The organism is Photobacterium angustum (assembly GCF_003026365.1).
GTDB classification, from domain to species: domain Bacteria; phylum Pseudomonadota; class Gammaproteobacteria; order Enterobacterales; family Vibrionaceae; genus Photobacterium; species Photobacterium angustum.
This window is the reverse complement of record NZ_PYOM01000014.1, coordinates 100,361-123,684: the sequence shown is the minus strand read 5'-3', so window position 1 is coordinate 123,684 and position 23,324 is coordinate 100,361. Positions and strand designations below refer to the sequence as shown.

Sequence of the window (23,324 nt, the reverse complement as noted above, 5' to 3'; positions counted from 1 at the left end):
GAGACGAAGATGGCAGTATTTAGCTACCGAGGGCGCGGTGAGAAAGGCCAATTAAAACAGGGAACGATTGAAGCATCAAATGCTAATGCCGCAGCCGATCTCTTGATACGTCAAGGTGTGATCCCTCTTGAGATCCGAGAAACGCACGGTAAAGCAAAAGGACAAGCGTTTGATTTAAGTGCTTTGTTTCAAGCGCAATTACCGCTAGAAGTTCTCGTGATCTTTTGTCGACAGCTATACAGTTTAACCAAAGCGGGTGTCCCACTATTACGGGCTTTTAAAGGTTTATCGCAAAGTGCGAGTCATCCTTTATTAAAAACAATCCTAGAAGCGTTAACCCTTGATTTGACTAATGGTCGCGCGTTGTCAGTGGCGATGCAGCAACATCCTCGGGTTTTTTCTCGGTTATTTATCTCAATGATCCATGTCGGCGAAAATACGGGTCGTCTTGATCAGGTATTGTTACAGCTTGCGAATTACTACGAACAAGAGATGAATACCCGTCGACAAATTAAGTCGGCGATGCGTTATCCCACATTTGTATTAACGGCCATCGTGATAGCAATGGGGATATTAAATACCAAAGTTATTCCACAATTTGCGTCGATGTTCTCGCGCTTTGGCGTTGAACTGCCATGGCCAACCCGAGTGTTGATTGGAACATCGAACTTTTTTGTTCATTACTGGCCGATGATGATTGGCGTATCCGTCGCTATTTGGTTAGGTATACGATTTTGGCGTAATACGCCAAAAGGGGCCGAAAAGTGGGATAACTGGCGCTTACGTATGCCCATTACGGGAAGCATTGTTAATCGTGCTCAAATGGCACGTTTTGCTCGTACGTTTTCTTTAATGATCCGTGCTGGTGTACCTTTAAATCAGGCGATTCAAATGGCTGCGGAATCGTTAGGTAATCGCTTTTTAGAAAACCGTTTAATTGAAATGAAGCAAGGGATCGAAGGCGGTAGCAGTATTTCACGAACGGCAACCAAATCAGGGGTGTTTACGCCACTCGTTTTACAAATGATTGCCGTGGGTGAAGAAACAGGCCAAGTCGATGAGTTGCTGTTAGAAGTTGCGGATTTTTATGATCGTGAAGTGGAATACGATTTAAAAACATTAACGGCTCGAATAGAGCCCATCATGTTGGTTGTTGTGGCTGGAATGGTGTTGTTATTAGCCTTAGGTATCTTTTTACCTATGTGGGGAATGCTCGATGTCGCTAAGGGATCGTGAGTTACAGCACAAAAAAAGGTTACAAAATATTTCGTGGCTAATAATTACATTTATATTAATAAGTGTTTTGTTATATGAATGGCAGCAAGTACAGAAAAATGCCAAGTTTATTCAGTTTGATTTAACCCGAAATAATTTGTATCAAGGTGCTGTAAACCTTCGTCAGAACTGGGAATTAAATAATAAACCTCATTCCGACAAGGTTGGTGATATTGCGTTTGAATATACTCAATTAGGATGGCCAATTGTGTTGAAACAAAGGGAGTTGGACTGCCCTAAAATATGGTCTTTATTATCAAATGGAATAGGAAAGCCTGAATATAATTCATTTAGTTATAGAAAAGCTGATGATTCAAGCGGTTATAATAGATGTTTATATGATATAGGCATTAAGAAAAAATTGGCAATACTTTATATTAATGACAAAATACATATTGCCAGTAATTTGTCGCTATAGTGTCGAGTTTCTTACAGTAAGGATAGGGAAATGAAAAAAAACGCCGGCTTTTCGCTTATCGAATTAGTCGTTGTGATTATTGTGCTCGGGATCTTAGCGGCAACCGCTTTACCTCGGTTTATGAATATCACCGATCAAGCTAAACAATCTGCAATAGAAGGAATGACGGGTGGTTTTGCAACCGCTGTGATTTCAGCTAGAGCACAATGGGAAGCGTATGGTCGCCCTGTTGATAGCGGAAATAATAATGTTGTTGATTACGACGGTACTGAATTTAAATTAACCCAAGAAGATACCACGTTAAATATACGTCCTGGTTATCCGTTTGCGTTAAACACCAGTACAACAACTGATGTGGTCGATATGACGGCGACGGACTGTTTAGATTTGTTGCAAGAATTGATGCAAAACCCACCGTTAGCAACGACATCACGCGATGATCTTGCTAGTGGTAAAGATTTATTTTTCGTCACGGTTGAAGGCACAGGTGCCGCTAAACAGTGTCGTTATTACCAGCTAGCATCAGCTAGCAAAAATAGCTCTGGCGAAGTGAATCCATTAGCTGGGCATTCTTTTACTTACCAGCCGGCAGTGGGCCGTGTTGAAGTAGATTTGAAATAAAGAAAGGAATCAATATGAAAAGTCAAAAGGGTTTTACGCTTATTGAGCTGGTAGTGGTGATAGTTATTCTTGGTATTCTAGCCGTAACTGCAGCACCTAAGTTTATGAATTTACAGACAGACGCACGTAATGCCTCACTGGAAGGTTTAAAAGGTGCTATTCAAGGCGCCGCTGGCATTACTTATGGTAAAGCTGCGGTTAAAGGTCAAGAAGGTGAGAATGGTTCAATTAGCGAAGCTGGTAGTACAGTAACACTCAAATATGGTTACCCTATTGCATCGTCAGCCTCTCTAGCATTGGTTGTGAATGGTCTCTCTAATACAGATGAATGGAAGGTGAAAAGTACTGGAACGGGTACGATTTCGTATACTTTTGCTAATCAGCCTGATTCTAAAACAGATTGTTTTGTAACGTACACACAAGCAACATCGACAGCAGCTGCAACAGTCTCTGTTGATAAATGTAGTTAATTTATTGATTAATAAAATCTTCGGAGCTGATATGAATAACCAAAAAGGTTTCACGCTAATCGAGTTAGTAGTAGTGATTGTAATTCTAGGTATTTTAGCAGTTACTGCTGCACCTAAGTTTATGAACCTGCAAGTAGATGCGCGTAATGCATCACTTCAAGGATTAAAAGGTGCAATACAAGGTGCGGCAGGTATTACTTATGGTAAAGCGGCTGTTAAAGGCCAAGAAGGTGCATCTGGTGCGATTAGTGAAGCTGGTAGTACTGTAACGTTAGCTTATGGATACCCTGTAGCAACATCAGCAGCACTTGGTCTTGTTGTTAATGGTTTACAAGCTGGTAATACAGAATGGAAAGCATTTGGTGCTGTGACTACTGCAGGTAGTGAATCAATTTCTTATACTTTTGCTAATCAAAAAGAAAATACAACAGAATGTTCCGTAACGTATAAGCAGGCGACATCGACAGCTGCAGCAACAGTTGAAGTTCATAATTGTAAATAAGTTAGTATTGGCTAAGTAACACTGTTTCATTGGAGAAAATATGAAGCGTCAAAATGGTTTCACCTTAATTGAGTTAGTTGTCGTAATCGTTATTTTAGGTATCTTAGCGGTAACTGCAGCACCTAAGTTTATGAATCTTCAAGTCGATGCGCGTAATGCCTCCCTTCAAGGTTTGAAAGGTGCGATCAGCGGTGCATCAGGTATTGTTTATGGTAAGGCCGCTATCAAAGGGGTCGAAACAGCAAGTTCTGCAACAGATGTAACTGTAGATGGTACTAATAAAATATCTACTATTTTTGGTTATCCAACAGCTGATGCTAACGGTATTATGAAGGCTGTAAATGGTCTTGAGAATACTACTGAATGGAAGCCAGTTACTATAGATGGTGCGTCTACAAGCGGTAGTAATACAGCTAACGGTAAGATTGCATTTACATTTGCAAATAAAGTTCCAGCAAGTGGTAAAGCGTCTGATTGTTATGTGCTTTACACGGCTGCATCTGCAAATTCAGCCGCTTCAGCTTCTGTTGTTGACTGTAAATAATTAGCTAATAGCTAGAACCAAAGGCGCAGTCACCCGGCTGCGCCTTTTTTGTTTTAATCTGATAAATTACATAACAATAGGTCATGTTTAGGTGGTAATGTGAAGCAACAACAAGGTTTTACTCTCGTTGAACTCATTATGGTGATCGTGATTATTGGGATCATCAGTGCCACTGCAGCTGCACGCTTTTCAGGGCGTAGTGAATTTGATGCACAACTGACCCGTGATCAGGCGATTTCTGTTATTCGCCAAATTCAAATATCTTCAATGCAAGGGCAACGCGCTCCCTTGAATGTTTCTTCGCAATGTTTAGGTGTCTGCGGTGCCGCTAATCCAGAAATGGATGGGAGCTTGCATCAATCACAAACCAATACCGAATTTTCATTAGTCGATGACGGAAATACACGTGCTAAGTTGTACTTTAATTTGCTTGGTCAGCCAGTTAATAAAACATCGAAGTTAGTGTGTGCTAACGGTTGTACTATTACGATTACGGCACAAAATAAACAAACCGCCAGTATTTGTATTAATAGCCAAGGTTATGTGTATAAAAAGAAAGATAAGGTGTGTAGTAAGTGAATACTTACATAAAACAGCGCGGTTTTACCCTTATTGAAGGGATCATTACTATTGTATTACTCGCTATAGCGATGATTACTCTAGTGAGTTTTCTTTTTCCTCAAGTTGAGCGTTCTGCGGTTCCTCAATATCAAGCGCGTTCAGCGGCAATGGCTGATGCGATTTTTAATGAAATATTAGCGCGTCAGTTCGACCAAAACTCTAATCCTAATGGCGACAGTGTTTATCGCTGTGGTGAGGATGATGCTAAAGGAAATCGTAATCCATGTACCTTGCCAGCACGTTTAGGGCCAGATGACCCTTTAGAAGCAACGAATCCTGCAATGGCTAATGACGTCGATGATTTTATTGGCTGTTGGGGAGATACAACGCTGTGCCCTAACCCTTATACATATAATGGCAATAATTATGTTAAACCCAGTTTAACTTCTCGCCGTGGTGAACTAACAGATTTAGTAACAAGTCTATCAACCGCAAATTATACCCATATTCATGCCACTATTAATGTCGAGTATGTGCCCTCACTGCTTTTGAAAAAAATTACAGTGAGTGTGGATGCTGGACGCTATGGTAAATATGACTACGTCGCCTATAGGGGGAACTATTGATGGCTAAGCCGCGCGGTTTCACGCTATTTGAAATGGTGATAGCAATTGTCGTTCTATCTATCATTATGATTGGTATTGGTAGTTATATTGCGATTGGTGTAAAGGGGTATACCAATACGGTTGATCGTGAGCGATTACAGTCTCAAGCCCGATTTTTAGTTGCACGTATGACTAAAGAAATCCGTCATGCAGCACCGAACAGTTTAAGTTATACATCTAATTGTCTGAGCTTTTATCCGATTATTGCTCCAGCGGTGTATTACGATAATTTGCCGAATAACAGCAACACGATTGCGATCACTCCGTTACGCTTTTCTACTAACTGGAGTAATAGCGGTAATTTTGTTGCGGTGGGCTTTGCCTCATCTGAGCAATATAAGAATAACACCATAGCGGTGAGCAGTATTACTGCGCCAGCTTCAAAAGATGAGACGTATCAATTGACATTAACCTCGCCAATCGAGGAGGCATCTTCTCCCGGTAATCGATTATATTTATACAAAGATAAGATCAGTTATTGCCAAAGTGGTAAGACTATTGTGCGAAAGGTCAATGATGAGCTTGAGGGCGTATTAATGGCTGAGAACATCGATAAATTTATTCCTAATGTACAAGCCACGGGCTTAAACAGTAATGCGATAGCGTTATTTTCTATTCAGTACCTAGACTTACGTACTCAAGAAAAGTCAGATTACAACCATAGTGTACAGGTGATGAATGTCTTATAGCAGTTATAACAAGCAACGTGGTAGTGGCTTAATGATAGTGTTGTTTGTCATTGTCGTTATGGGGCTTATGGCTATGGTGATGACGAAAATTGGTACCTCTAGTCAAACCATGACTACCAAAGAGGTGCTTGGAACACGAGCATGGTTTACAGCCCATTCGGCAAATGAGGTTGTATTAACTCGACTTTTCCCACTAGAAAGTCCATTTCAGAGTGATTCTGATAAATGCATAACTTATACATCATCTGAAATTGAAAAAATTATGCCGCCATTCCAAAAAGGGTGCCAAGTAATAAAGGTGGTATGTACAAGGAAAAAGATTAGGTTATCAAGTGGTAAAACAGTGAATGAGTACCACCTAGAAAGTACAGCTACCTGCGGTAGTAATAACGTGGCAATGACACGCACCCAAGAAGTGTGGGCGAAAGATTTAAATGATTAAAAATTTTGTTTTTTTTATCTCCTTAATGATGCTGAGCAGTATGGTGTTTGCGAGTGAAGGTGGGCCAGTATTCGATTTTGGACAAAGTGATATTTCACGCCCCAATGGCTGTATTAACCAAGAGTGTGAAATTGTTTTAAATAAAGAATTTACGACGAAACCGTTAATTTTCCTCATGCCGACCATTACAGATAACGGTCTTGATGCGCCATCATCTTTAAAAATTACCCGAATATACAAAAAAGGTAATACTTATGCATTTGGGGTAAGACAGGTTTATCCGAAAGTATCGAGCGCAATTCGTTTAGAAGATGAAGATAGTCTTTTAGGTTCTTGGGAGTCATGGGAAGCGAAATGGCATCATTTTAAAAATAAAACCTATACCTTATATCGTATTCCTATGCGTAAAATTACCTATTTTGCGATGGAGAAAGGCACCATTGCATTAGGCAATAATGGTCGTATTACTGCGGCTGAACTGACTGTACATAAACAGCTTGATGCTAAAGATCCTAAATTTCAAACAAGTAAAGGCGATATCGATTACAAGAAGTTAAACCCATTAATAAAGAAAGGCAAAGTAACGCCTGTTACGATTCCTAGTGGATTTAAAAGTAAAACACCTGGAGGAATCGCAGAAATTCAGCCAAGAAATAAACCGTCTGTTATTTCTGCTACAGGTATAGAATCAGAGTGGATAACGCCGTTTATTATTCGTGGCACGATAAATCAAGGTACGAGCAATAATGGCCATTTTTATTTAGGGGTGGATAGCTCTGAAACTCAATATGTGCTTAACCATAATGTGACGATTGGTTATTTATTAGTTGAAGGTAGTGGTTTATACAAAGGTTTACAGTTTTCTTTAGGTCCTGCCGAAACACCCAACACCCTAAATGGGAATTATCATGGGATTGAAAAGATCACTAAGCCTGTTACGGAGCAATGTGCAGGTTTTACTGATTTAAAAGGCAGTGATTTTGATTTTTCGGATCAGTCAAAAAACCCCATTTTAGTTATTGCTTCAAAAAATTCCCGTTTAGGACCTAACGGGGGATGGATCCGTTTATGTAAAAATCAACAAAAGCCGGGTAAAGATGTTCTTGAAGTGAGCTTTGTTACTGATGAAGACTTAAATGAGCATAATAACCCTGAGCGTCAACATGCCAATGAAATGGTTGGTTTTATGGCTTTCCAACGTCGTGCATCAGAAGAAGTCTGTAATGTATTCCCAGGTCCCGCTCAGACATGGCAAACCTCTACTGGCGCATTTAACGCTAGCCATAATGTCTTAATTAAAGGTTCAGCCGTAAAAGAAGGCAAACGCTATATAGGTTTTAAGACAATTAATTCAAGTGGTGGTGAGAACAATTACTGTAATGGCGAAGAATGTCATACGGCTCAGCCTTACCCGAGCTTATTTGCTAAAAAACAAGTGTTAGATACATGGCCAGCTGTTGATGATGGCGATTTACAATCACAGAGAGACTTTGGCAATAAAACGGTATTTTGGTTTAACACTATTAATTTAAGTAATAAAAATATTATCTTTCCTACGGGCTCTGTTGTTCATGTGAAAAAGATGAGTTTGATCAGCTCAACCATTAAGCCATTATCTGGAATTGCTGATGATTTACTTATTGTTGTTCATGACTTAAAACCGGTCAATGATATTCTCCATGATTATATTGAGCTAAACAAAGGCAGTCAGATCACTGGCTTAATTTACTCTGAGCGTAACCTTACGATGAGTGATGGCTTGAATAACCAGATCACGCGGATTACCGGTGCAGTAACGGCGCCTGACATCACTATGACTGGTGATGTGAATAATGTAGAAACTGAGATTATCGGTAGCAGTGCATGTTTTGATCCTGAGCCAGAACCTAAATTTGAACTTACAATCACACCGACAAAAGTCACAAAGACCTTATGTCATGCCCAGCAAGTTGATTTTAATGTGACATCGGATGATGGTACTAAAGAATTTGACGGTGATATTACGGTTAATATTACCTCGTCAACAGGTGGCATTTGGGCAGATAATTCAGCGCTAGCATCACCTTATAAGTTCACTGCGGGTACGCATACATTTACGTTGCCAGCGAAAAATCAACATGCAGCTATTTGGGTAATACCGACGGGATCGGAGACGCTGAAAATAACGGCAAGTATTGAGTTTATGGCTGGTGATGCACCTGAGGGTAATTACACCTTTATCCCTGGCGGTTTCGCTATTGATCTTAATGATGGTCACAATATAGTGGCGGGTAAAGACTTTACCGCCACAATTAAAGCAATGACATGCACAACAGGTAAGAACATCAAGCTAGTTGAAAACTACAATGGAACAAAGTTATTAGATTTTTCAACTGAATATCAAGCGCCGAAAAAAGCTGCAGATTCCAATAATCCTATTACTGTTGAAATTGTAAAAGGAAAGCATATTGAATCAGCGACAGGCGCATCTAAGCAAGCAAAAGTAGAGTTCGAGAAAGGGAAATCTGAACCGCTTACTTTGCGTTATCGTGATGCGGGTGTTATTGCTTGGCATGTCTCTGATCCAAATTGTACTAGTGATAGCTGCACGTTAACGACAACCAAAACGAAGGAAGCAAAAGCGTTACGTGAGCTGCTGCCTAATGGGTTAACCGGTTCTGTTGCAATTAATTCAAAGCCGTGGATGTTCGCGATTTGTCCGTTAAAGCCTAATGAAGCTAATACATTAGATACAGCAGATGGCACGTCTAAAAGTGGTGAGGGGTATATTGCCGCGGGGTTACCTTTTAATGTGCTGCTTAAGCCTTTAGTGTGGCTGGAAGGTAGCTCCCAAGGTACTGTTATTGATTCATCTGATAATAAATACTGTAGCTATTCTGTAACGGAGAATTTCCTTGCTCCAGATGCGCCAACTATGGGAAATGGGTTGTTGATGCAGGCTTACCTAGCCTCACCTTCTAGTGGCGTTATGGGGACATTTACGCAAGGTCAAATGACAGTAAAACCGACCTTGAACGGGGTATTAGTTACTAGTAATAGATGGTCTGAAGTCGGCAGTATTTGGCTACAGGTTGGGATGAACGATTATATAGAGAATGGCAATAATATTAATCAGAGTAAACGTCAAATAGGGCGTTTTTATCCTAAGTATTTTGCTTTTTCTAAGAATGAAGTAACACCTGCGATAGGCTCATTCACTTATATGGATCAGCCATTTGATGCTGGATTCACGATTAATGCTTTTAACGAGAATAATCAACCAGTTAAAAATTATGCCTTATTTGATCCGTCTCTTCAGAGTAAGTTTAAATTAGAGTCGGGGAATAATAACGGGGGGTACGTACCGTTAGATCTACGTTTAAAACAAATGCGCAGTGATAAATCGTTAATGTCTCCTAAAATCGGTGATTGGCAGCAAAATAGCCAAGGTAATTCTGAGGTTGTTTTTAAGCCGTCTAAACTGGTATTCCAACGTAAAGAAAAAGATACTAACACCAGTATTGAAGATGGACCGTTTGACCAATGGCAGTTGCGAGTGAAACAAGGTGAAGCGTTTCCTGATCACGTAACATGGTCGGGGGAACAGGTTAATGCACAGGGTGCACTAGTGGGAGTTAACGATCTCCGTTATGGACGTATGGTATTAGAAAATGTCGGTGGTGATATTCGTAAATCGCTAGCAGTGCCGTTACGTATTGAATATTGGGATGGTACAGAATTTGTTAAAAATATGGATGATTCAGTATCGCAGTTTAATGGTGCAAATTACTGTCGCCAAGTGATCAGTATGTATCCTGAAGATAGCAAGAGCAGTGCTTATACATCCGGTAGTGGAAAAGTAATGAAGGGCAAAGCCTTATCTGGAGACTTTATGGCTAACCCAAGCCAAATCTCTGGATATGGTACCAGTTCAAATAGTACTACTTTTAAACAACAGATAAGATTTTGGCAGCGTTTGAGTGCGGTGAAACCACGGTTAAAAGATAAAAATCCAATTAACTGTTTTGGAGCGTACTCTCATCAACCTTGGCTACGATACAATTGGCGGAATTTAGGTGATGAAGACCCATCGGCTATTGTGACTTTTGGAATTTATCGAGGTAATGACCGAATATTATACCGAGATGAACCAGGGATCCCTGCTGCTGATTACCAGTAAGTCTTATTTATTCATCAGAAAGCCGAGAGTGTGAGCTCTCGGCTTTTTTGTATGTAATTATTTACTCTGGATGTAGATGTTTACGTTATTAATAATTAAGATATTAAGTTGAGATTAGTTAGATCCCCTTAAGGCACGGAATAGCCTTTTATTTGTGGGTGGAAGGATTTTTATGCGTCTATGTCTTAAGTTAATCAACGTTTTATTTTTCAGTTTATTCTTTGCATGGCAAGCGCATAGTGCTCAATATGAATTTGGTACATTCGATACAAGTACATGTTCATCATTTATTTTATCTGAATCAGCGGCTGTTTATGAGGATCGGTCTGGTTGCGTTGTTAGATTAAAAAATACATATGCGACAAAGCCATTGGTATTTTTAATGCCAACAATACCAAGCGATAATCCAGATGATGACGCCCCTCAGACTATTGCCTTGTTAAATGTTACAAAAAAATCTTTTTCCGTAGCACAAATAGTGGCGCCACTTTCTTCGTTATATTCGTTATCACGTAATCAAATACCAGTGATTTCTTATTTAGTTATTGAAGAGGGGATTACAACATTTGAGGATGGGCACCAAGTATTAGCAGGCAGTGTGAATACTAAAAGATATTCTGCTGATGGTAAAAGGTCTTCACCAGCCTATGAAAGAGTGGATCTATCCTTTTACCCTTCATTGTTGAGTGGATCGCCGATTGTTCTCTCTGAAGTCCAAACTAAAAACAATAAACGCTGGTTAACGACCGCAACTAAAAATATTTCATCAATGGGATTTGACTTAGGTCTTGAACTTACGCGTGTATATATAAAAGATAAAGACAAAGATAAAATTATCTTAAAAGAAAAGGAAAAAATTGGTTATTTAGTTAGTATTCCTAATATTGGTGAAACCAATGGCTATGACTATGAATTTTCATCTGGTGATATCGTTTCAAATTCGGGTAAATTTAAGCCATTAAAGTACACGTGTGACACTCCTATTAATCTTCGTCAAACTTATACCACTGTTCCAAATTTTATCGCCGGGAAGTTGCAGCGCCAAGGTGGACAAGGTGGTTGGGTTCGTCAATGTAAGAAGTCCTTGAAACAGGTGAGCTTTGTTGTTGATGAAGATATTCCACCATGGACGTTTATAGGTCAACGCACGCATATAAAAGAAAAGGTAGGTTTTTTTGCTTTTGCTAAAAATTCGTTGGCCAATAATAATATTTGTAAATACTTTTTAAGCCCAGCTCAAACATGGCAAGGTAATAGTTCTCCGAGTTTGCAAATAGGGAAAGATAGTCGACTAATAAATACTGTTGAAATGAAAAATAAAAGGTATGTCGGTTTTCGCCAAGAAAATATTAATAATTACCTTGATAAAGGTTGTGATGATTCTCCATGTTATGAGAGTCAAAACTTAATTGTAAAGAAAGAAGATAAGCCTCAACTTCCTAGTTTTAAAGAAAATAAAAGTAATAATATATTTGATGCTGGTAAACAAATTGAACCAGAGATCACATACAGTGAATATAAAAACTTGTCTGTTAGAGGAGGTTCAATAACATTAGATAAAGATATGAAAATTGAAACATTATCTTTAGATTCAAATAGTCAGCTAACATTAAAAACGGGGACTTACTGGATAGATAGTTTTATTGTTAATGGTTCTCGAGTTATTGTCCCTAAGAATAATAAAGTAATTATATATACTAGAGGTTATTCTTTTAACCATAGTTCGGGAACCAATGGCGCTTTAATTAATATGGATGGCAGTCCTGATGATTTGATTATCTACGCATATAATGAGCCACCTACTTCGCCTTTGTTATTTAAAAATTTTAATGCAGTGTCTAACAGTTCTATTATAAAGGCGCTTATATATTCAGAGAAAAAAACGAACTTAAGTAACAAGGCAATGGTTTATGGTGCAGTAACTATTAATCAAGTTGCTTTAACGAATAAGTCAAAAATCATTGGGCAAAGTGAGTGTTTTGACCCTAAACCTGATAATTATATTTTAGATATTGAGCCATCAACTGCATTTTCATTAACCTGCGATTATTTGCCTGTTACGTTTAGTGTTAACAATGAAGACGGAACGCTAGCTAACACCTACTCTGGTTCAGTATCGGTGAGCACTAATATCACAACAGCAGGAAAAGCATCGTGGTTTCCAATCAATAGTGAAACGCCTTATAAAGATGTTTCAGAAGTCGCTGACGTAAATATAAAAAATGGTGTTGGTCAGTTGCGGCTGAAAAGCCATGATTATATCGGCAATATAGCGGTTAAAGGACAATTAAATAATTCACCATCAACCAATACCGTTAATGGTAGTTATACTTTTGTACCATTTAAATTTGCTATTTCGCCAAGCCCAATAAAAGTAATTGCGGGCAAACCTAGGGAAAATATTAAATTAAAAGCACTTGCTTGCGAAAATGATCAAGTAACGATTGCAACTGGTTATCAAGGTGATAAACCGTTAGTTATGACGAGTACTTTCTTACAGCCAGCAAGCCGCGGGAATGGCGACTTACAAATAAAGGCTATTAATAGTGACTGGCAAACGTCTCAAGAAACATTCTCTTTTGATAAGGGAGTGTCGACCTTTGCACTGAAATATTCCGATGCAGGTATTGTAGGGTTAAATCTTGCAGATCCTAACTGCTCGTTATCAACTGGCTGCGATATTTTTTCTACAGATGATGAATTACCAACAGAGTTTGGGAGTTGGAAACAATTAGAAGGCTCAGTTGAAGTGCATGCCCGCCCATGGACATTTGCCGTGTGTCCAAAAAATCAAGATGGTGAATATGTAAAAGCAGACGGTACATCATCATCAGGTGAAGGCTTTGTGGCATCGGGTGAGAAGTTTGATGTTGATATAAAACCTATAGTCTGGCGCAGTTCGGGATCCGAAACTTCAGATATTAATAGTCGGTATTCTAATAGCATTGATTTGTGTGAAAGCGCAATTACACCTAACTTCTCTAAATCAGGTGCTCCAGCAGCAAGTGTTGAATTATCTATCCCATCAGATCATTCAATAACACCTGAGAATGGTGAGCCAGGTGAATTGCAAGGCATAAAAGTAAAAGAACATACTGAAGCTTTAACCTATAAAGATTTATCTTGGAGTGAAGTCGGCAGTGTGCGTTTACAAGCGAATACGGCAGCACAATATTTGGGTATGAATATTAATCAAGGCTATCGCAATATTGGTCGTTTTTACCCTAAATATTTAGAGCTTCAACCTAACCGCATTATATATCCAAACGGACATGATCAATTTGCTTATTTAAGCCAGCCATTTAATGTTCAAGTAATGATTAAAGCGAAAAATGCGTTGGGTAATCAAGTTAATAATTACAACAACTTTGATTTGGCGTATCAAGCTGATGTTGCACTGACTGCGTATGAGGAGCCATCATTAACGAGCTTAAATCATCGTTTTTCATATCATCACATAACAGGCTTGGCAGAAAAGAGCTTTAAGAGGTTCTGGAATCGTGAAGTTCAACAAACATGGTTATTAGCACGTAAGGCCATTGCTGCTATCAACCTAACAACAGAAGCAGATGGTCCTTGGTCTTTAAGTAATAGTCGCTTTGGTGGGTATATAACGGAAAATCAAGATCCCATATCCATTCGAAATAGTGCATCAGTTAATAACGATGCTGTCGATACACACACCGTCGCACAATTTGAAGAAACACCTAATTTACGTTATGGGCGAATGGTTCTAGATGATGCGATCAGCTCATTTGATCAACCCGTTAGTCTCCCGTTAAAGATTGAATATTGGGATGGTAGTGAATTCCAAACAAATACTGATGATAGTGGCTCAACATACAACAGTAGTTATTATTGTAAGTTGGCATTACATCCGGTTGATGGAGCTAATACATCGATATTAACAACCAATATAACGGGAAAGGTCAGCGTTGGTGAAAGCGATGAAATTGAAGCTCATCCACAACTATCAACGCCTGCTAATTATAAAAAACAACAAACTCGTTTTTGGTTACGTATTGCAACCAACACACCAGCCAATATTGGTTGTAGCCAAACCAACAAAGAATACCAACCGTGGCTAACCTATAACTGGCGAGAATTAGGCGATGAAGATCCATCTGCGATTGTGACATTTGGTGTCTATCGCGGGAGTGATCGCATCGTTTATCGAGGTGAAAAAGGGTTAAATTAGGCCTTAGCGCAAATAAATTGCAAATCTGTGGTAGGTTTGACAATCCTTACCTTGTTTCAGTGTCTGGCGCTTGGTACATTTAGTGCAATTTAACGAATTTTGAGCTTTCAGGATTAGCCGAAGACTATGTTTAAAAAACTTCGTGGCATGTTTTCTAATGACCTGTCTATTGACTTGGGTACTGCCAACACCCTTATTTATGTCAAAGGACAGGGCATCGTTCTAGATGAACCCTCTGTGGTTGCAATCCGTCAAGACCGTGCAGGCGCAACAAAAAGTGTTGCAGCGGTAGGTCATGACGCAAAATTAATGCTTGGTCGTACTCCAGGTAATATCGCGGCTATCCGCCCAATGAAAGACGGTGTAATTGCTGATTTCTATGTGACTGAAAAAATGTTGCAGCATTTTATTAAGCAAGTACATGACAACAGTATTCTTCGTCCAAGTCCTCGTGTGTTAGTCGCGGTTCCTTGTGGCTCTACTCAAGTTGAACGTCGTGCAATCCGTGAATCAGCTCAAGGTGCTGGTGCTCGTGAAGTTTACTTAATCGATGAGCCAATGGCGGCTGCTATCGGTGCTGGTATGCCAGTATCTGAAGCAACGGGTTCTATGGTGATCGATATCGGTGGTGGTACAACAGAAGTTGCAGTGATCTCACTGAATGGTGTGGTTTACTCATCATCGGTTCGTATCGGTGGTGACCGTTTTGATGAAGCCGTTATCAACTACGTACGTCGTAACTACGGTAGCCTTATTGGTGAAGCAACCGCTGAGCGTATTAAGCATGAAATCGGTTCAGCGTACCCAGGTGATGAAGTACGTGAAATTGAAGTACGTGGTCGTAACCTCGCAGAAGGTGTACCTCGTAGCTTTACGTTAAACTCAAATGAAATCCTAGAAGCATTACAAGAACCACTCACGGGTATTGTTTCTGCAGTAATGGTTGCACTAGAACAGTGTCCGCCAGAGCTTGCATCTGATATTTCTGAGCGTGGTATGGTGCTGACGGGTGGTGGTGCACTACTTCGCGATTTAGACCGTCTACTTACAGAAGAAACAGGTATTCCTGTGGTTGTTGCTGAAGACCCACTAACTTGTGTGGCTCGTGGCGGCGGTAAAGCGTTAGAAATGATTGATATGCACGGTGGCGATCTCTTCAGCGAAGAGTAATAATGCCTGCGTTAGTTTTCTATAAAACAGGTTATAGCGTTAGATGAAACCTATCTTTGGCAGAGGTCCTTCTCTGCAATTACGCCTGTTTCTTGCCATATTACTATCGGCTAGCCTTATGCTAGCCGATAGTCGTCTTGATGCTTTTGCCAATGTTCGTTATTTTTTGAACTCAGCAATCGCTCCGCTTCAATATGCGGCTAATTTACCGCGTGAATTACTTGATGGCCTAAATGGTCAAATGAGTTCTCATCAGCAATTATTAGTTGAAAATAAAGCGTTGAAGCGTGATTTGTTGGTGATGAAAAGTAATGTTTTATTGCTTGATCAATTACAGCAAGAAAATCAGCGTTTAAGAAATTTATTAGGTTCACCGTTTGTTCGTGGTGAGCGTAAGATGATCGCCGAAGTGATGGCGGTCGACTCTGATCCTTATAGTCATCAAGTGATGATTGATAAAGGGCGTGTTGATGGAGTGTATGAAGGCCAGCCTGTTATTAATGATAAAGGTATTGTAGGGCAGATCTCCTATGTTGGCGCGCATAATAGTCGTGTTCTATTACTGATCGATCCGACGAATGCTATTCCAGTACAAGTTGTGCGTAACGATATTCGTGTTATTGCAACAGGAACTGGAAAGAGTAATGAGATTCAACTTGAGCATGTCCCTAGCAGTACTGATATTCGTGTCGGTGATTTATTGGTGAGCTCTGGGTTGGGTGGTCGCTATCCTGAAGGATATCCGGTTGCACGTGTAACTGAGTTCTCTTTTGACAATAAACGCCCATTTGCACAAATTATCGCTAAACCAACAGTGCAATTTGACCGATTACGTTACTTATTATTAGTCTGGCCAACCGATAGAATGAAAGCGGCAGAAACGTCAGCAACAAAATCGATTGCGCCTTCAAGTGCGGTTTCAACCATTTCTCCAGCAGTTGCTGTACCAGCAAATGGTGTAAAACCAACAGCACCAATTGAGAACAAAAAGCCGAACAATGAGGTGAATGATGCCAACTAACCAAGCACATGGCCGAATTTGGATTTGGTTGTCATTCGTTTTTGCTCTGGTGTTGCAAGCTGCCCCTTGGCCTGGAATGTTGGAACCGTTTCGACCTTCATGGGTTTTACTGGTTACTTGTTACTGGGTATTAGCCTTACCACATCGTGTTAACGTGGGAAGTGCTTTAATTATCGGCTTATTGTGGGATTTGATTTTAGGTTCTACATTAGGTGTCCGTGGCTTGATGATGTCGGTGATTGCTTACATTGTTGCTTTAAATTTTAGAGTGCTTCGTAACCTGTCATTAGGACAACAAGCGATTATATTCGCGCTGTTATCATTAGCCGGTAAGCTTATTGAATATTGGGCTGAGTATTTAGTCTCAAACGTGACTTTTGAGCCACAACAATTATGGGCTGTCGTATTAAACTTTATATTATGGCCATGGTTGTTCTTATTATTACGGCGTATACGTCGTAAGTTTTCGATTCGTTAATCGTAATAACATAAAGGGGAAGCCAGTCGGTCTTCCCCTTATTTATAATTAAATGTTTTTAAAGTATAAATGTAAGTTTGAGGTGTATCATGGCTGCAATTCAATTATATCTTGCTTCAGGTTCGCCTCGTCGAATGGAGTTATTAAATCAGTTAGGCTATCAGTTTGAACGTGTTGTGGTGGATGTCGAAGAGTGCCACCAAGTAGGCGAAAGCCCTGAAAACTATGTTCAGCGTTTATCGCGAGATAAAGCCTTAGCTGGAGTAAAAGCAGCGCCAACAGATTTGCCTATTTTAGGATCGGACACAATTGTTGTGGCTGATCAGCAAATATTAGAAAAACCTGTCGATTTTACTGATGCAGCGCGTATGCTGAAAATGCTGTCTGGTCGCCAACATCAAGTGATGACCGCAGTGACAGTCGCAACGAAAGAAAGGATTGAAACTAAGCTAGTGATCACGCAAGTGTGGTTTAAGCCTTTGTCAGATAACGAAATCAAAAAATATTGGCAAAGCGGAGAACCACAAGATAAAGCGGGCAGTTATGGTATCCAAGGCTTAGGTGGCAAATTCGTTGAACGTATCGATGGCAGTTTTTATGCAGTGATGGGGTTACCGCTAGTGGAAACCGACATCCTGTTACAAGATTTTTTAAAGTTATAAGTAGAGGCAACCATGAGCACTGAGCTGCTGATCAATGTGACGCCAAGTGAAACCCGTGTCGCAATGATTGAACATGGCGTATTGCAAGAGATCCACATTGAACGTGAATCGAAACGCGGTATCGTCGGAAATATTTACAAAGGGCGAGTGAGTCGCGTACTTCCTGGTATGCAGGCGGCATTTGTCGATATTGGGTTAGATAAAGCTGCATTTTTACATGCCTCAGATATTGTTCCTCACACGGAATGTGTGGCTGAAAATGAGAAAAAACAATTTCAGGTGCGTGATATTTCTGAGCTTGTTCGTCAAGGGCAAGACATTGTCGTACAGGTGGTGAAAGATCCTCTGGGAACTAAAGGTGCGCGTTTAACGACTGATATTACCTTACCGTCTCGTTATCTTGTTTTTATGCCGGGAGCAAGCCATGTTGGTGTGTCTCAGCGGATTGAAAGTGAGAAAGAGCGTGACCGTTTGAAAAAGGCGGTTTTACAGCATTGTGATGATTTAGGTGGCTTTATTATTAGAACTGCAGCAGAAGGAGCGAATACCGATGAAGTCGCTCAAGATGCCGCTTTTTTGAAGCACTTATGGCGTAAAGTATTAGAGCGTCGTGCTAAGTATAAGCCACGTTCGATGCTATACGGTGAGCTAGGGCTTGCACAACGTATCTTACGTGATTTTGTTGGAACTGAAATTGATAACATCAAAGTCGACTCACGCCAAGCATTTGATAAGTTAAAAGAATTTACAGATGAGTTCGTGCCTGAAGTGACAGATAATATTGAATATTATTCAGGTCAGCAGCCTATCTTTGATCTCTATGATACTGAGTCTGAAATTCAACGTTCCTTAGATCGTAAAGTGGAAATGAAGTCTGGCGGGTATTTGATCATTGATCAAACAGAAGCGATGACTACGGTTGATATTAATACCGGTGCGTTTGTTGGGCGAAGAAATCTCGACGAGACTATTTTTAATACCAATATTGAGGCAACAAAAGCTATTGCTCGCCAATTACGTTTACGTAATTTAGGCGGCATTATCATTATTGATTTTATCGATATGATTTCAGAGGAACATCAACAACGCGTTTTACAAGCGCTTGAGCAAGCACTTTCTTATGATCGAGTGAAAACCAATATTAATGGCTTTACGCAATTAGGTTTGGTTGAAATGACGCGTAAGCGTACTCGTGAAAGTATTGAGCATGTGTTGTGTGGTACGTGTCCATCTTGTGATGGTCGTGGTACGGTGAAAACCGTTGAAAGTGTTTGCTATGAGGTATTGCGAGAAATAACCCGAGTCAATCGAGCTTACGATGCTGATCGATTTATTGTGTATGTTTCATCCGCTGTGGGCGAGGCTCTTATGGGGGATGAATCGCATGCATTAGCAGAGCTTGAGGTCTTTATTGGTAAACAAGTAAAAATAAAACCTGAGCCGCTATATAACCAAGAGCAGTTCGATGTGGTAATGATGTAATGATACAAATGGGGAAGAGTCAGTGAACCGTATGGTGACAAAAACCTTACGTGGTGTATTGTGGTTAGTGGTTATTGTTGCAGTAACATTGGCTATTTTGATCAGTACTATCCGCTTTTCTCTTCCTCACCTTGACCATTATCGTCAGCCAATAGCACAGTGGCTTTCTCAGCAAACACATACGAAAATATCGGTAGAAAATATTGATGGACGCTGGCTGCTATCGGGCCCTGAAATAAAATTTAATCAACTATCGGTGGCTGAGAATAACCATTCAGCCCCATTAGTTAAGGTTGGACAAGCCGAGATCTATTTGGATTTCTGGCAGTCATTGATGACATTTAAACCCGCCTTTAAACATGTCCAAATTGAGCAATTCGATTTAGATATTACACAACTCCCACATAGTGCTTCAAAACCCTCTTCTGATATTTCTTTTGCTAAATGGTTAGAACAGTTTTTTTTCACGCGTATTGATAATGTCACATTAAAAAACGCCACGGTTACCGTACCTTCTCCTTCAGGTAAAGCACTACATTTAGCCGTTACACAACTTAACTGGCGAAATGAGGGAGGGCATCATTTTGCTCAAGGTTCAATTGGATTGATAAATAGTCCATTAGGCCAAGTTGACATAAAAGCAGATATTACCGAACAAGGTAGTTTGTCTAGTCTGAATGGGACGCTATACCTCAAAGGAAAAAACATTTCGGTCACACCATGGCTAAATAAAAAATTTACTGGTGTCGCTGATATTTCAGACAGTAAATTGAGTATGCAAGCGTGGTTATCGTTAGATAAAGGTACGATAAGTTCAGCGATGATCCAACTTGCCAAAAGTCATATTGATTGGACTACTCAGCATAAATCTCACCAAATTATTATTAATGGTGGTGTTGTTGCGCTAAATCCTACCTTTGATAAGCAGCAACGAGTATGGCGTATTGATACTGAGAAGTTTGATATTACGACCGATAAGATATCGTGGCCGAAATTTGATGTTGCAGCGCAATTTTCACTTAATAAGCAATGGCAGCCTGTAAATTGGAAAGCGGCACTGACCAATATCAAATTAGATCGATTACTACCATTGCGATCTTTTTTACCCAAGTCGAACAGCATTACGGAAGCTATCACCGAGTTACAACCGACAGGACTGGTGACAAAAATTCGGGTTGCAGGTGAGCAAGATAAGCCGATTCATTTTTCATTAAATCTTGATGATTTAGCGTTTAAGCAGTGGCAGTTATTACCTGGTATTAATAAGTTAAATGCGCGTATTGCTGGTGATACAACACAAGGTACAGTGAACATTCGAGTCGATGATGATGCTCTGCCTTATGGTAAGGTTTTTCCTAAACCATTAAACATCAATGACGCGACGATTGATGCGTATTGGAAACATGATAATCAAGGCACCAGTTTATGGAGTGATAAACTGAGTGTTGCTACTCCAGATCTCAATGCAAAAGGGCAATTTAGACTCGATTTTTATCAAAAAGCGCCTGCATGGTTGGCTTTTTATGGTGAAGCATCTGTTAAAGATGCTGGGCAAACATGGCGTTATTTACCTCGCCCAGCGCTTGGTAATAAATTAACCCATTATCTAGCTACCGCGATAAAAGGCGGTACGGTGAAAGATGCTGAACTGCTCTGGTTTGGTCCTTTAAACACATTCCCTTATCCTAATCACGATGGTGTCTTTGAAGTTAAGGTCCCACTGAAAAAAGCAAAATTTCAGTTTGATCCAGATTGGCCATTATTAACGGATCTCAATCTTAATTTAGGCTTTAAAAATGATCGCATGACGATCGATGCTAGTCATGTAAAAACGTTATCAGCCGTCGGTTCTAATGTGATTGGTGGGGCAAAATTAGCCCCTGATGGACATTTGAAACTAGCACTTGATCTTGCCGCTAATGGGCAAGGTGTTACAGAGTACATGCTTAAAACGCCATTAGCCGATTCTGTAGGGAGCGCATTACAAACGGTGAGGGTGAATGGACCTGTTACTGCTAAATTAACACTTGATATTCCTTTTGACGGCAGTGATGTAGATGCGAAAGGCCAAGTATTTCTTAAAAATAATCGTATCGATTTACAAACACCATCTCTGACTGTTGATGACACTAATGGTAGTTTAATCTTCGATAATGCAAAAATTAAGGCTGAAGGCTTAAGTGGTAAGTTATTTGATCAACCGATTGGGCTTAGCTTTACAGGTAATAATGTTGAAAGCGATCACTATCGAGTGAATGTAAATGTGGCTGGTGATTGGCAAATCGCTCGTTTACAACCTTATACACCTGCTCAATTATTAGATCACCTATCCGGTAGCAGTGATTGGAAAGCAGATGTTCAGGTGGACTTAAACAATGATACTTTTACTTACAAAGTAAAAAGCATATTACCTCTTACCCATATTAAGAGTGATTTGCCCTATCCGTTATCTTATCAACCCAAGCCCAATCAATCGCAGTTTATAACGGTGAATGTTGATGGCAATGCACAAACGTTTAATGGGCAACTTCAAATGCCTGATGCGGCTTACCAAGTTCGTGTGAACCTTATTGATGGAAAACCACAATTAGCTGCCAGTGATTTGATGATTGGTAAAAAAGATATTGAGCCAACATTAGGTATTGGACATGTGGTGAATATTGATACTAAGGCATTCAATGTTGATCCGTGGATCGCTTTTGCGAATAAGTGGCAACAATCAAACACTAATAAAAGCCATGGTAATGAGGGGATTGTATGGCCGATTCCAAATAAGATAGAGGCAAAAGTTAAGCAGTTAACCTTGGGCGGGTTAGTGTGGAATGATGTTAATTTGCATGTCAAACATGGTCATCAGTGGTCCGCGAAATTAGAGAGCCGACAAGCTGAAGGCTATATTACTTGGGATCAGAAAAATACGGTGAATGCGATCTTTAAATCCCTTCATCTTAACTTTCCACAATTAGATAAAAAGTCAGTTACTCAGCAGCAAGCTGATGTCACTAAAAAAGTGACTCCTTTATTATCTCCGATAGTCACAGCGCTAGATCGTAAGGTAATGGCTGCGATCCCTGCTGTTAAACTTACGGTATCGGATGCATGGCTACAGGGTTATCGATTAGGGCAAGTCAATGCTGTACTTGAGAAATCCTCAAATCAATTAACATTGAAAACGTTCAATATTAATTCAAGCAATATCAAATTAGATGCTAATGGACGTTGGTATTTTAAAGATAACCGTAATCATTCGGCGTTAAGTCTTATGGTAAAAGGTGACAATAGTACCGATTTATTAAGTCGCTTTGGTATTGAAGGTGGCGTGCAAAATGCATCGTTTGATACGAGCATCTCTGCGTCATGGCAAGGTTCTCCTTGGGCTATAGATCGCCGAACATTAAATGGCAACGTGAAAACAGATATTGGTAAAGGGCTGGTCAGTGGTGCATTTGGCGCAGGGCGATTGCTTGGCCTGTTTAGTTTAGATTCTATTATTCGAAAAATGCAGCTCGATTTCTCGGGGGTATTTGATAATGGCTTGGCATTTAACTATATCAAAGGGACTGGAACAATTAAGCAAGGCACCTTTTATAGTAACGATATTAAGATGCAAGCATTAGCCGGTGATATGTACATTAAAGGTAAGGTTGATCTGGTGAATGAAAAGGTCGATGCAAATGTGAAGTTTATTCCTGACTTTACCTCGGGCTTACCTGTTTTAACCGCTTTTGCTGTTGCGCCACAAACAGCGTTATATGTGTTAGCTATTTCAACGGTGTTATCGCCAGTGTTAGATGTGATCACCCAAGTCAATTACCAAGTAACAGGCCCGATTCAATCGCCAGATGTTACTGAGCGTTCACGTTTATCGGGCGAATATACCGTACCTAATAAGTAAGCTATAAATGAATATATTGCGTTAATTTTTATCAGTGGTACAACAAAGAAAGAGCAATTGAGACTTAGAGAG

18 protein-coding genes are annotated in these 23,324 nt (G+C 40.0%); all 18 read left to right on the top strand.

The features are described 5' to 3' along the window. The first annotated feature begins 9 nt into the window (after positions 1 to 9). The 18 genes from CTN01_RS15350 (at position 10) to CTN01_RS15265 (ending at position 23,252) form a co-directional block, all read left to right on the top strand. Positions 10 to 1,236: a type II secretion system F family protein gene (locus CTN01_RS15350; protein ID WP_045149767.1), complete on the top strand. Its 1,227-nt coding sequence runs from the start codon at positions 10 to 12 to the stop codon at positions 1,234 to 1,236. Then, positions 1,217 to 1,693 carry a hypothetical protein gene (locus CTN01_RS15345; protein WP_045149769.1) on the top strand — a complete coding sequence of 159 codons (477 nt, stop codon included), beginning with the start codon at positions 1,217 to 1,219 and terminating at the stop codon, positions 1,691 to 1,693. The genes CTN01_RS15350 and CTN01_RS15345 overlap by 20 nt, the downstream gene beginning before the upstream one ends. 30 nt (positions 1,694 to 1,723) lie before the next feature. After that, on the top strand, positions 1,724 to 2,314 hold the full coding sequence (locus tag CTN01_RS15340) for a type II secretion system protein (protein WP_045149771.1): 591 nt from the start codon (positions 1,724 to 1,726) through the stop codon (positions 2,312 to 2,314). A 14-nt stretch (positions 2,315 to 2,328) separates the two neighbouring features. Beyond that, entirely contained in the window at positions 2,329 to 2,784 is a 456-nt protein-coding gene (locus CTN01_RS15335; RefSeq protein ID WP_045149772.1) for a prepilin-type N-terminal cleavage/methylation domain-containing protein, read from the top strand. 31 nt (positions 2,785 to 2,815) lie between these two features. Then, complete coding sequence (locus CTN01_RS15330; protein ID WP_045149774.1) at positions 2,816 to 3,286, top strand: type II secretion system protein; 471 nt, start codon at positions 2,816 to 2,818, stop codon at positions 3,284 to 3,286. Between the two features lie 40 nt (positions 3,287 to 3,326). Beyond that, positions 3,327 to 3,830 carry a type II secretion system protein gene (locus tag CTN01_RS15325; protein WP_045149775.1) on the top strand — a complete coding sequence of 168 codons (504 nt, stop codon included), beginning with the start codon at positions 3,327 to 3,329 and terminating at the stop codon, positions 3,828 to 3,830. 99 nt (positions 3,831 to 3,929) lie between these two features. After that, a complete protein-coding gene (locus CTN01_RS15320; protein ID WP_045149776.1) occupies positions 3,930 to 4,409 on the top strand; it encodes a prepilin-type N-terminal cleavage/methylation domain-containing protein in 480 nt (159 codons plus the stop codon). After that, positions 4,406 to 5,017 (top strand): type IV pilus modification PilV family protein, encoded by a 612-nt coding sequence (locus CTN01_RS15315; RefSeq protein ID WP_045149777.1) that lies wholly within the window; start codon positions 4,406 to 4,408, stop codon positions 5,015 to 5,017. Before CTN01_RS15320 ends, CTN01_RS15315 begins: the two co-directional genes overlap by 4 nt. Next, a complete protein-coding gene (locus CTN01_RS15310) occupies positions 5,017 to 5,745 on the top strand; it encodes a PilW family protein (protein WP_045149778.1) in 729 nt (242 codons plus the stop codon). The genes CTN01_RS15315 and CTN01_RS15310 overlap by 1 nt, the downstream gene beginning before the upstream one ends. Next, on the top strand, positions 5,735 to 6,187 hold the full coding sequence (locus CTN01_RS15305; RefSeq protein ID WP_045149779.1) for a hypothetical protein: 453 nt from the start codon (positions 5,735 to 5,737) through the stop codon (positions 6,185 to 6,187). Before CTN01_RS15310 ends, CTN01_RS15305 begins: the two co-directional genes overlap by 11 nt. After that, on the top strand, positions 6,180 to 10,346 hold the full coding sequence (locus CTN01_RS15300; RefSeq protein ID WP_045149780.1) for a DUF6701 domain-containing protein: 4,167 nt from the start codon (positions 6,180 to 6,182) through the stop codon (positions 10,344 to 10,346). Before CTN01_RS15305 ends, CTN01_RS15300 begins: the two co-directional genes overlap by 8 nt. Before the next feature lie 172 nt (positions 10,347 to 10,518). Next, positions 10,519 to 14,544, top strand: a complete 4,026-nt coding sequence (locus tag CTN01_RS22805) for a DUF6701 domain-containing protein (protein WP_045149781.1) — start codon at positions 10,519 to 10,521, stop codon at positions 14,542 to 14,544. Between the two features lie 126 nt (positions 14,545 to 14,670). Further along, positions 14,671 to 15,714, top strand: a complete 1,044-nt coding sequence (locus CTN01_RS15290) for a rod shape-determining protein (protein WP_005371106.1) — start codon at positions 14,671 to 14,673, stop codon at positions 15,712 to 15,714. Positions 15,715 to 15,757: 43 nt separating this feature from the next. Further along, a complete protein-coding gene (gene mreC / locus CTN01_RS15285; protein WP_107188448.1) occupies positions 15,758 to 16,735 on the top strand; it encodes a rod shape-determining protein MreC in 978 nt (325 codons plus the stop codon). After that, entirely contained in the window at positions 16,725 to 17,213 is a 489-nt protein-coding gene (gene mreD / locus CTN01_RS15280) for a rod shape-determining protein MreD (protein ID WP_045149782.1), read from the top strand. Before mreC ends, mreD begins: the two co-directional genes overlap by 11 nt. Before the next feature lie 89 nt (positions 17,214 to 17,302). Beyond that, positions 17,303 to 17,875 (top strand): Maf family protein, encoded by a 573-nt coding sequence (locus CTN01_RS15275; protein WP_045128607.1) that lies wholly within the window; start codon positions 17,303 to 17,305, stop codon positions 17,873 to 17,875. Between the two features lie 12 nt (positions 17,876 to 17,887). After that, entirely contained in the window at positions 17,888 to 19,357 is a 1,470-nt protein-coding gene (gene rng / locus CTN01_RS15270; RefSeq protein ID WP_005371112.1) for a ribonuclease G, read from the top strand. A 31-nt stretch (positions 19,358 to 19,388) separates the two neighbouring features. Further along, positions 19,389 to 23,252 carry a YhdP family protein gene (locus CTN01_RS15265; RefSeq protein WP_045149831.1) on the top strand — a complete coding sequence of 1,288 codons (3,864 nt, stop codon included), beginning with the start codon at positions 19,389 to 19,391 and terminating at the stop codon, positions 23,250 to 23,252. The last annotated feature ends 72 nt before the right edge of the window (positions 23,253 to 23,324 follow it).

Bases quoted from the DNA above. Each gene is read 5' to 3' on its own strand.
- CTN01_RS15350 (WP_045149767.1), top strand. From the start codon at position 10: ATGGCAGTATTTAGCTACCGAGGGCGCGGTGAGAAAGGCCAATTAAAA.
- CTN01_RS15345 (WP_045149769.1), top strand. From the start codon at position 1,217: ATGTCGCTAAGGGATCGTGAGTTACAGCACAAAAAAAGGTTACAAAAT.
- CTN01_RS15340 (WP_045149771.1), top strand. From the start codon at position 1,724: ATGAAAAAAAACGCCGGCTTTTCGCTTATCGAATTAGTCGTTGTGATT.
- CTN01_RS15335 (WP_045149772.1), top strand. From the start codon at position 2,329: ATGAAAAGTCAAAAGGGTTTTACGCTTATTGAGCTGGTAGTGGTGATA.
- CTN01_RS15330 (WP_045149774.1), top strand. From the start codon at position 2,816: ATGAATAACCAAAAAGGTTTCACGCTAATCGAGTTAGTAGTAGTGATT.
- CTN01_RS15325 (WP_045149775.1), top strand. From the start codon at position 3,327: ATGAAGCGTCAAAATGGTTTCACCTTAATTGAGTTAGTTGTCGTAATC.
- CTN01_RS15310 (WP_045149778.1), top strand. From the start codon at position 5,017: ATGGCTAAGCCGCGCGGTTTCACGCTATTTGAAATGGTGATAGCAATT.
- CTN01_RS15305 (WP_045149779.1), top strand. From the start codon at position 5,735: ATGTCTTATAGCAGTTATAACAAGCAACGTGGTAGTGGCTTAATGATA.
- CTN01_RS15300 (WP_045149780.1), top strand. From the start codon at position 6,180: ATGATTAAAAATTTTGTTTTTTTTATCTCCTTAATGATGCTGAGCAGT.
- CTN01_RS22805 (WP_045149781.1), top strand. From the start codon at position 10,519: ATGCGTCTATGTCTTAAGTTAATCAACGTTTTATTTTTCAGTTTATTC.
- CTN01_RS15290 (WP_005371106.1), top strand. From the start codon at position 14,671: ATGTTTAAAAAACTTCGTGGCATGTTTTCTAATGACCTGTCTATTGAC.
- mreC (WP_107188448.1), top strand. From the start codon at position 15,758: ATGAAACCTATCTTTGGCAGAGGTCCTTCTCTGCAATTACGCCTGTTT.
- mreD (WP_045149782.1), top strand. From the start codon at position 16,725: ATGCCAACTAACCAAGCACATGGCCGAATTTGGATTTGGTTGTCATTC.
- CTN01_RS15275 (WP_045128607.1), top strand. From the start codon at position 17,303: ATGGCTGCAATTCAATTATATCTTGCTTCAGGTTCGCCTCGTCGAATG.
- rng (WP_005371112.1), top strand. From the start codon at position 17,888: ATGAGCACTGAGCTGCTGATCAATGTGACGCCAAGTGAAACCCGTGTC.
- CTN01_RS15265 (WP_045149831.1), top strand. From the start codon at position 19,389: ATGGTGACAAAAACCTTACGTGGTGTATTGTGGTTAGTGGTTATTGTT.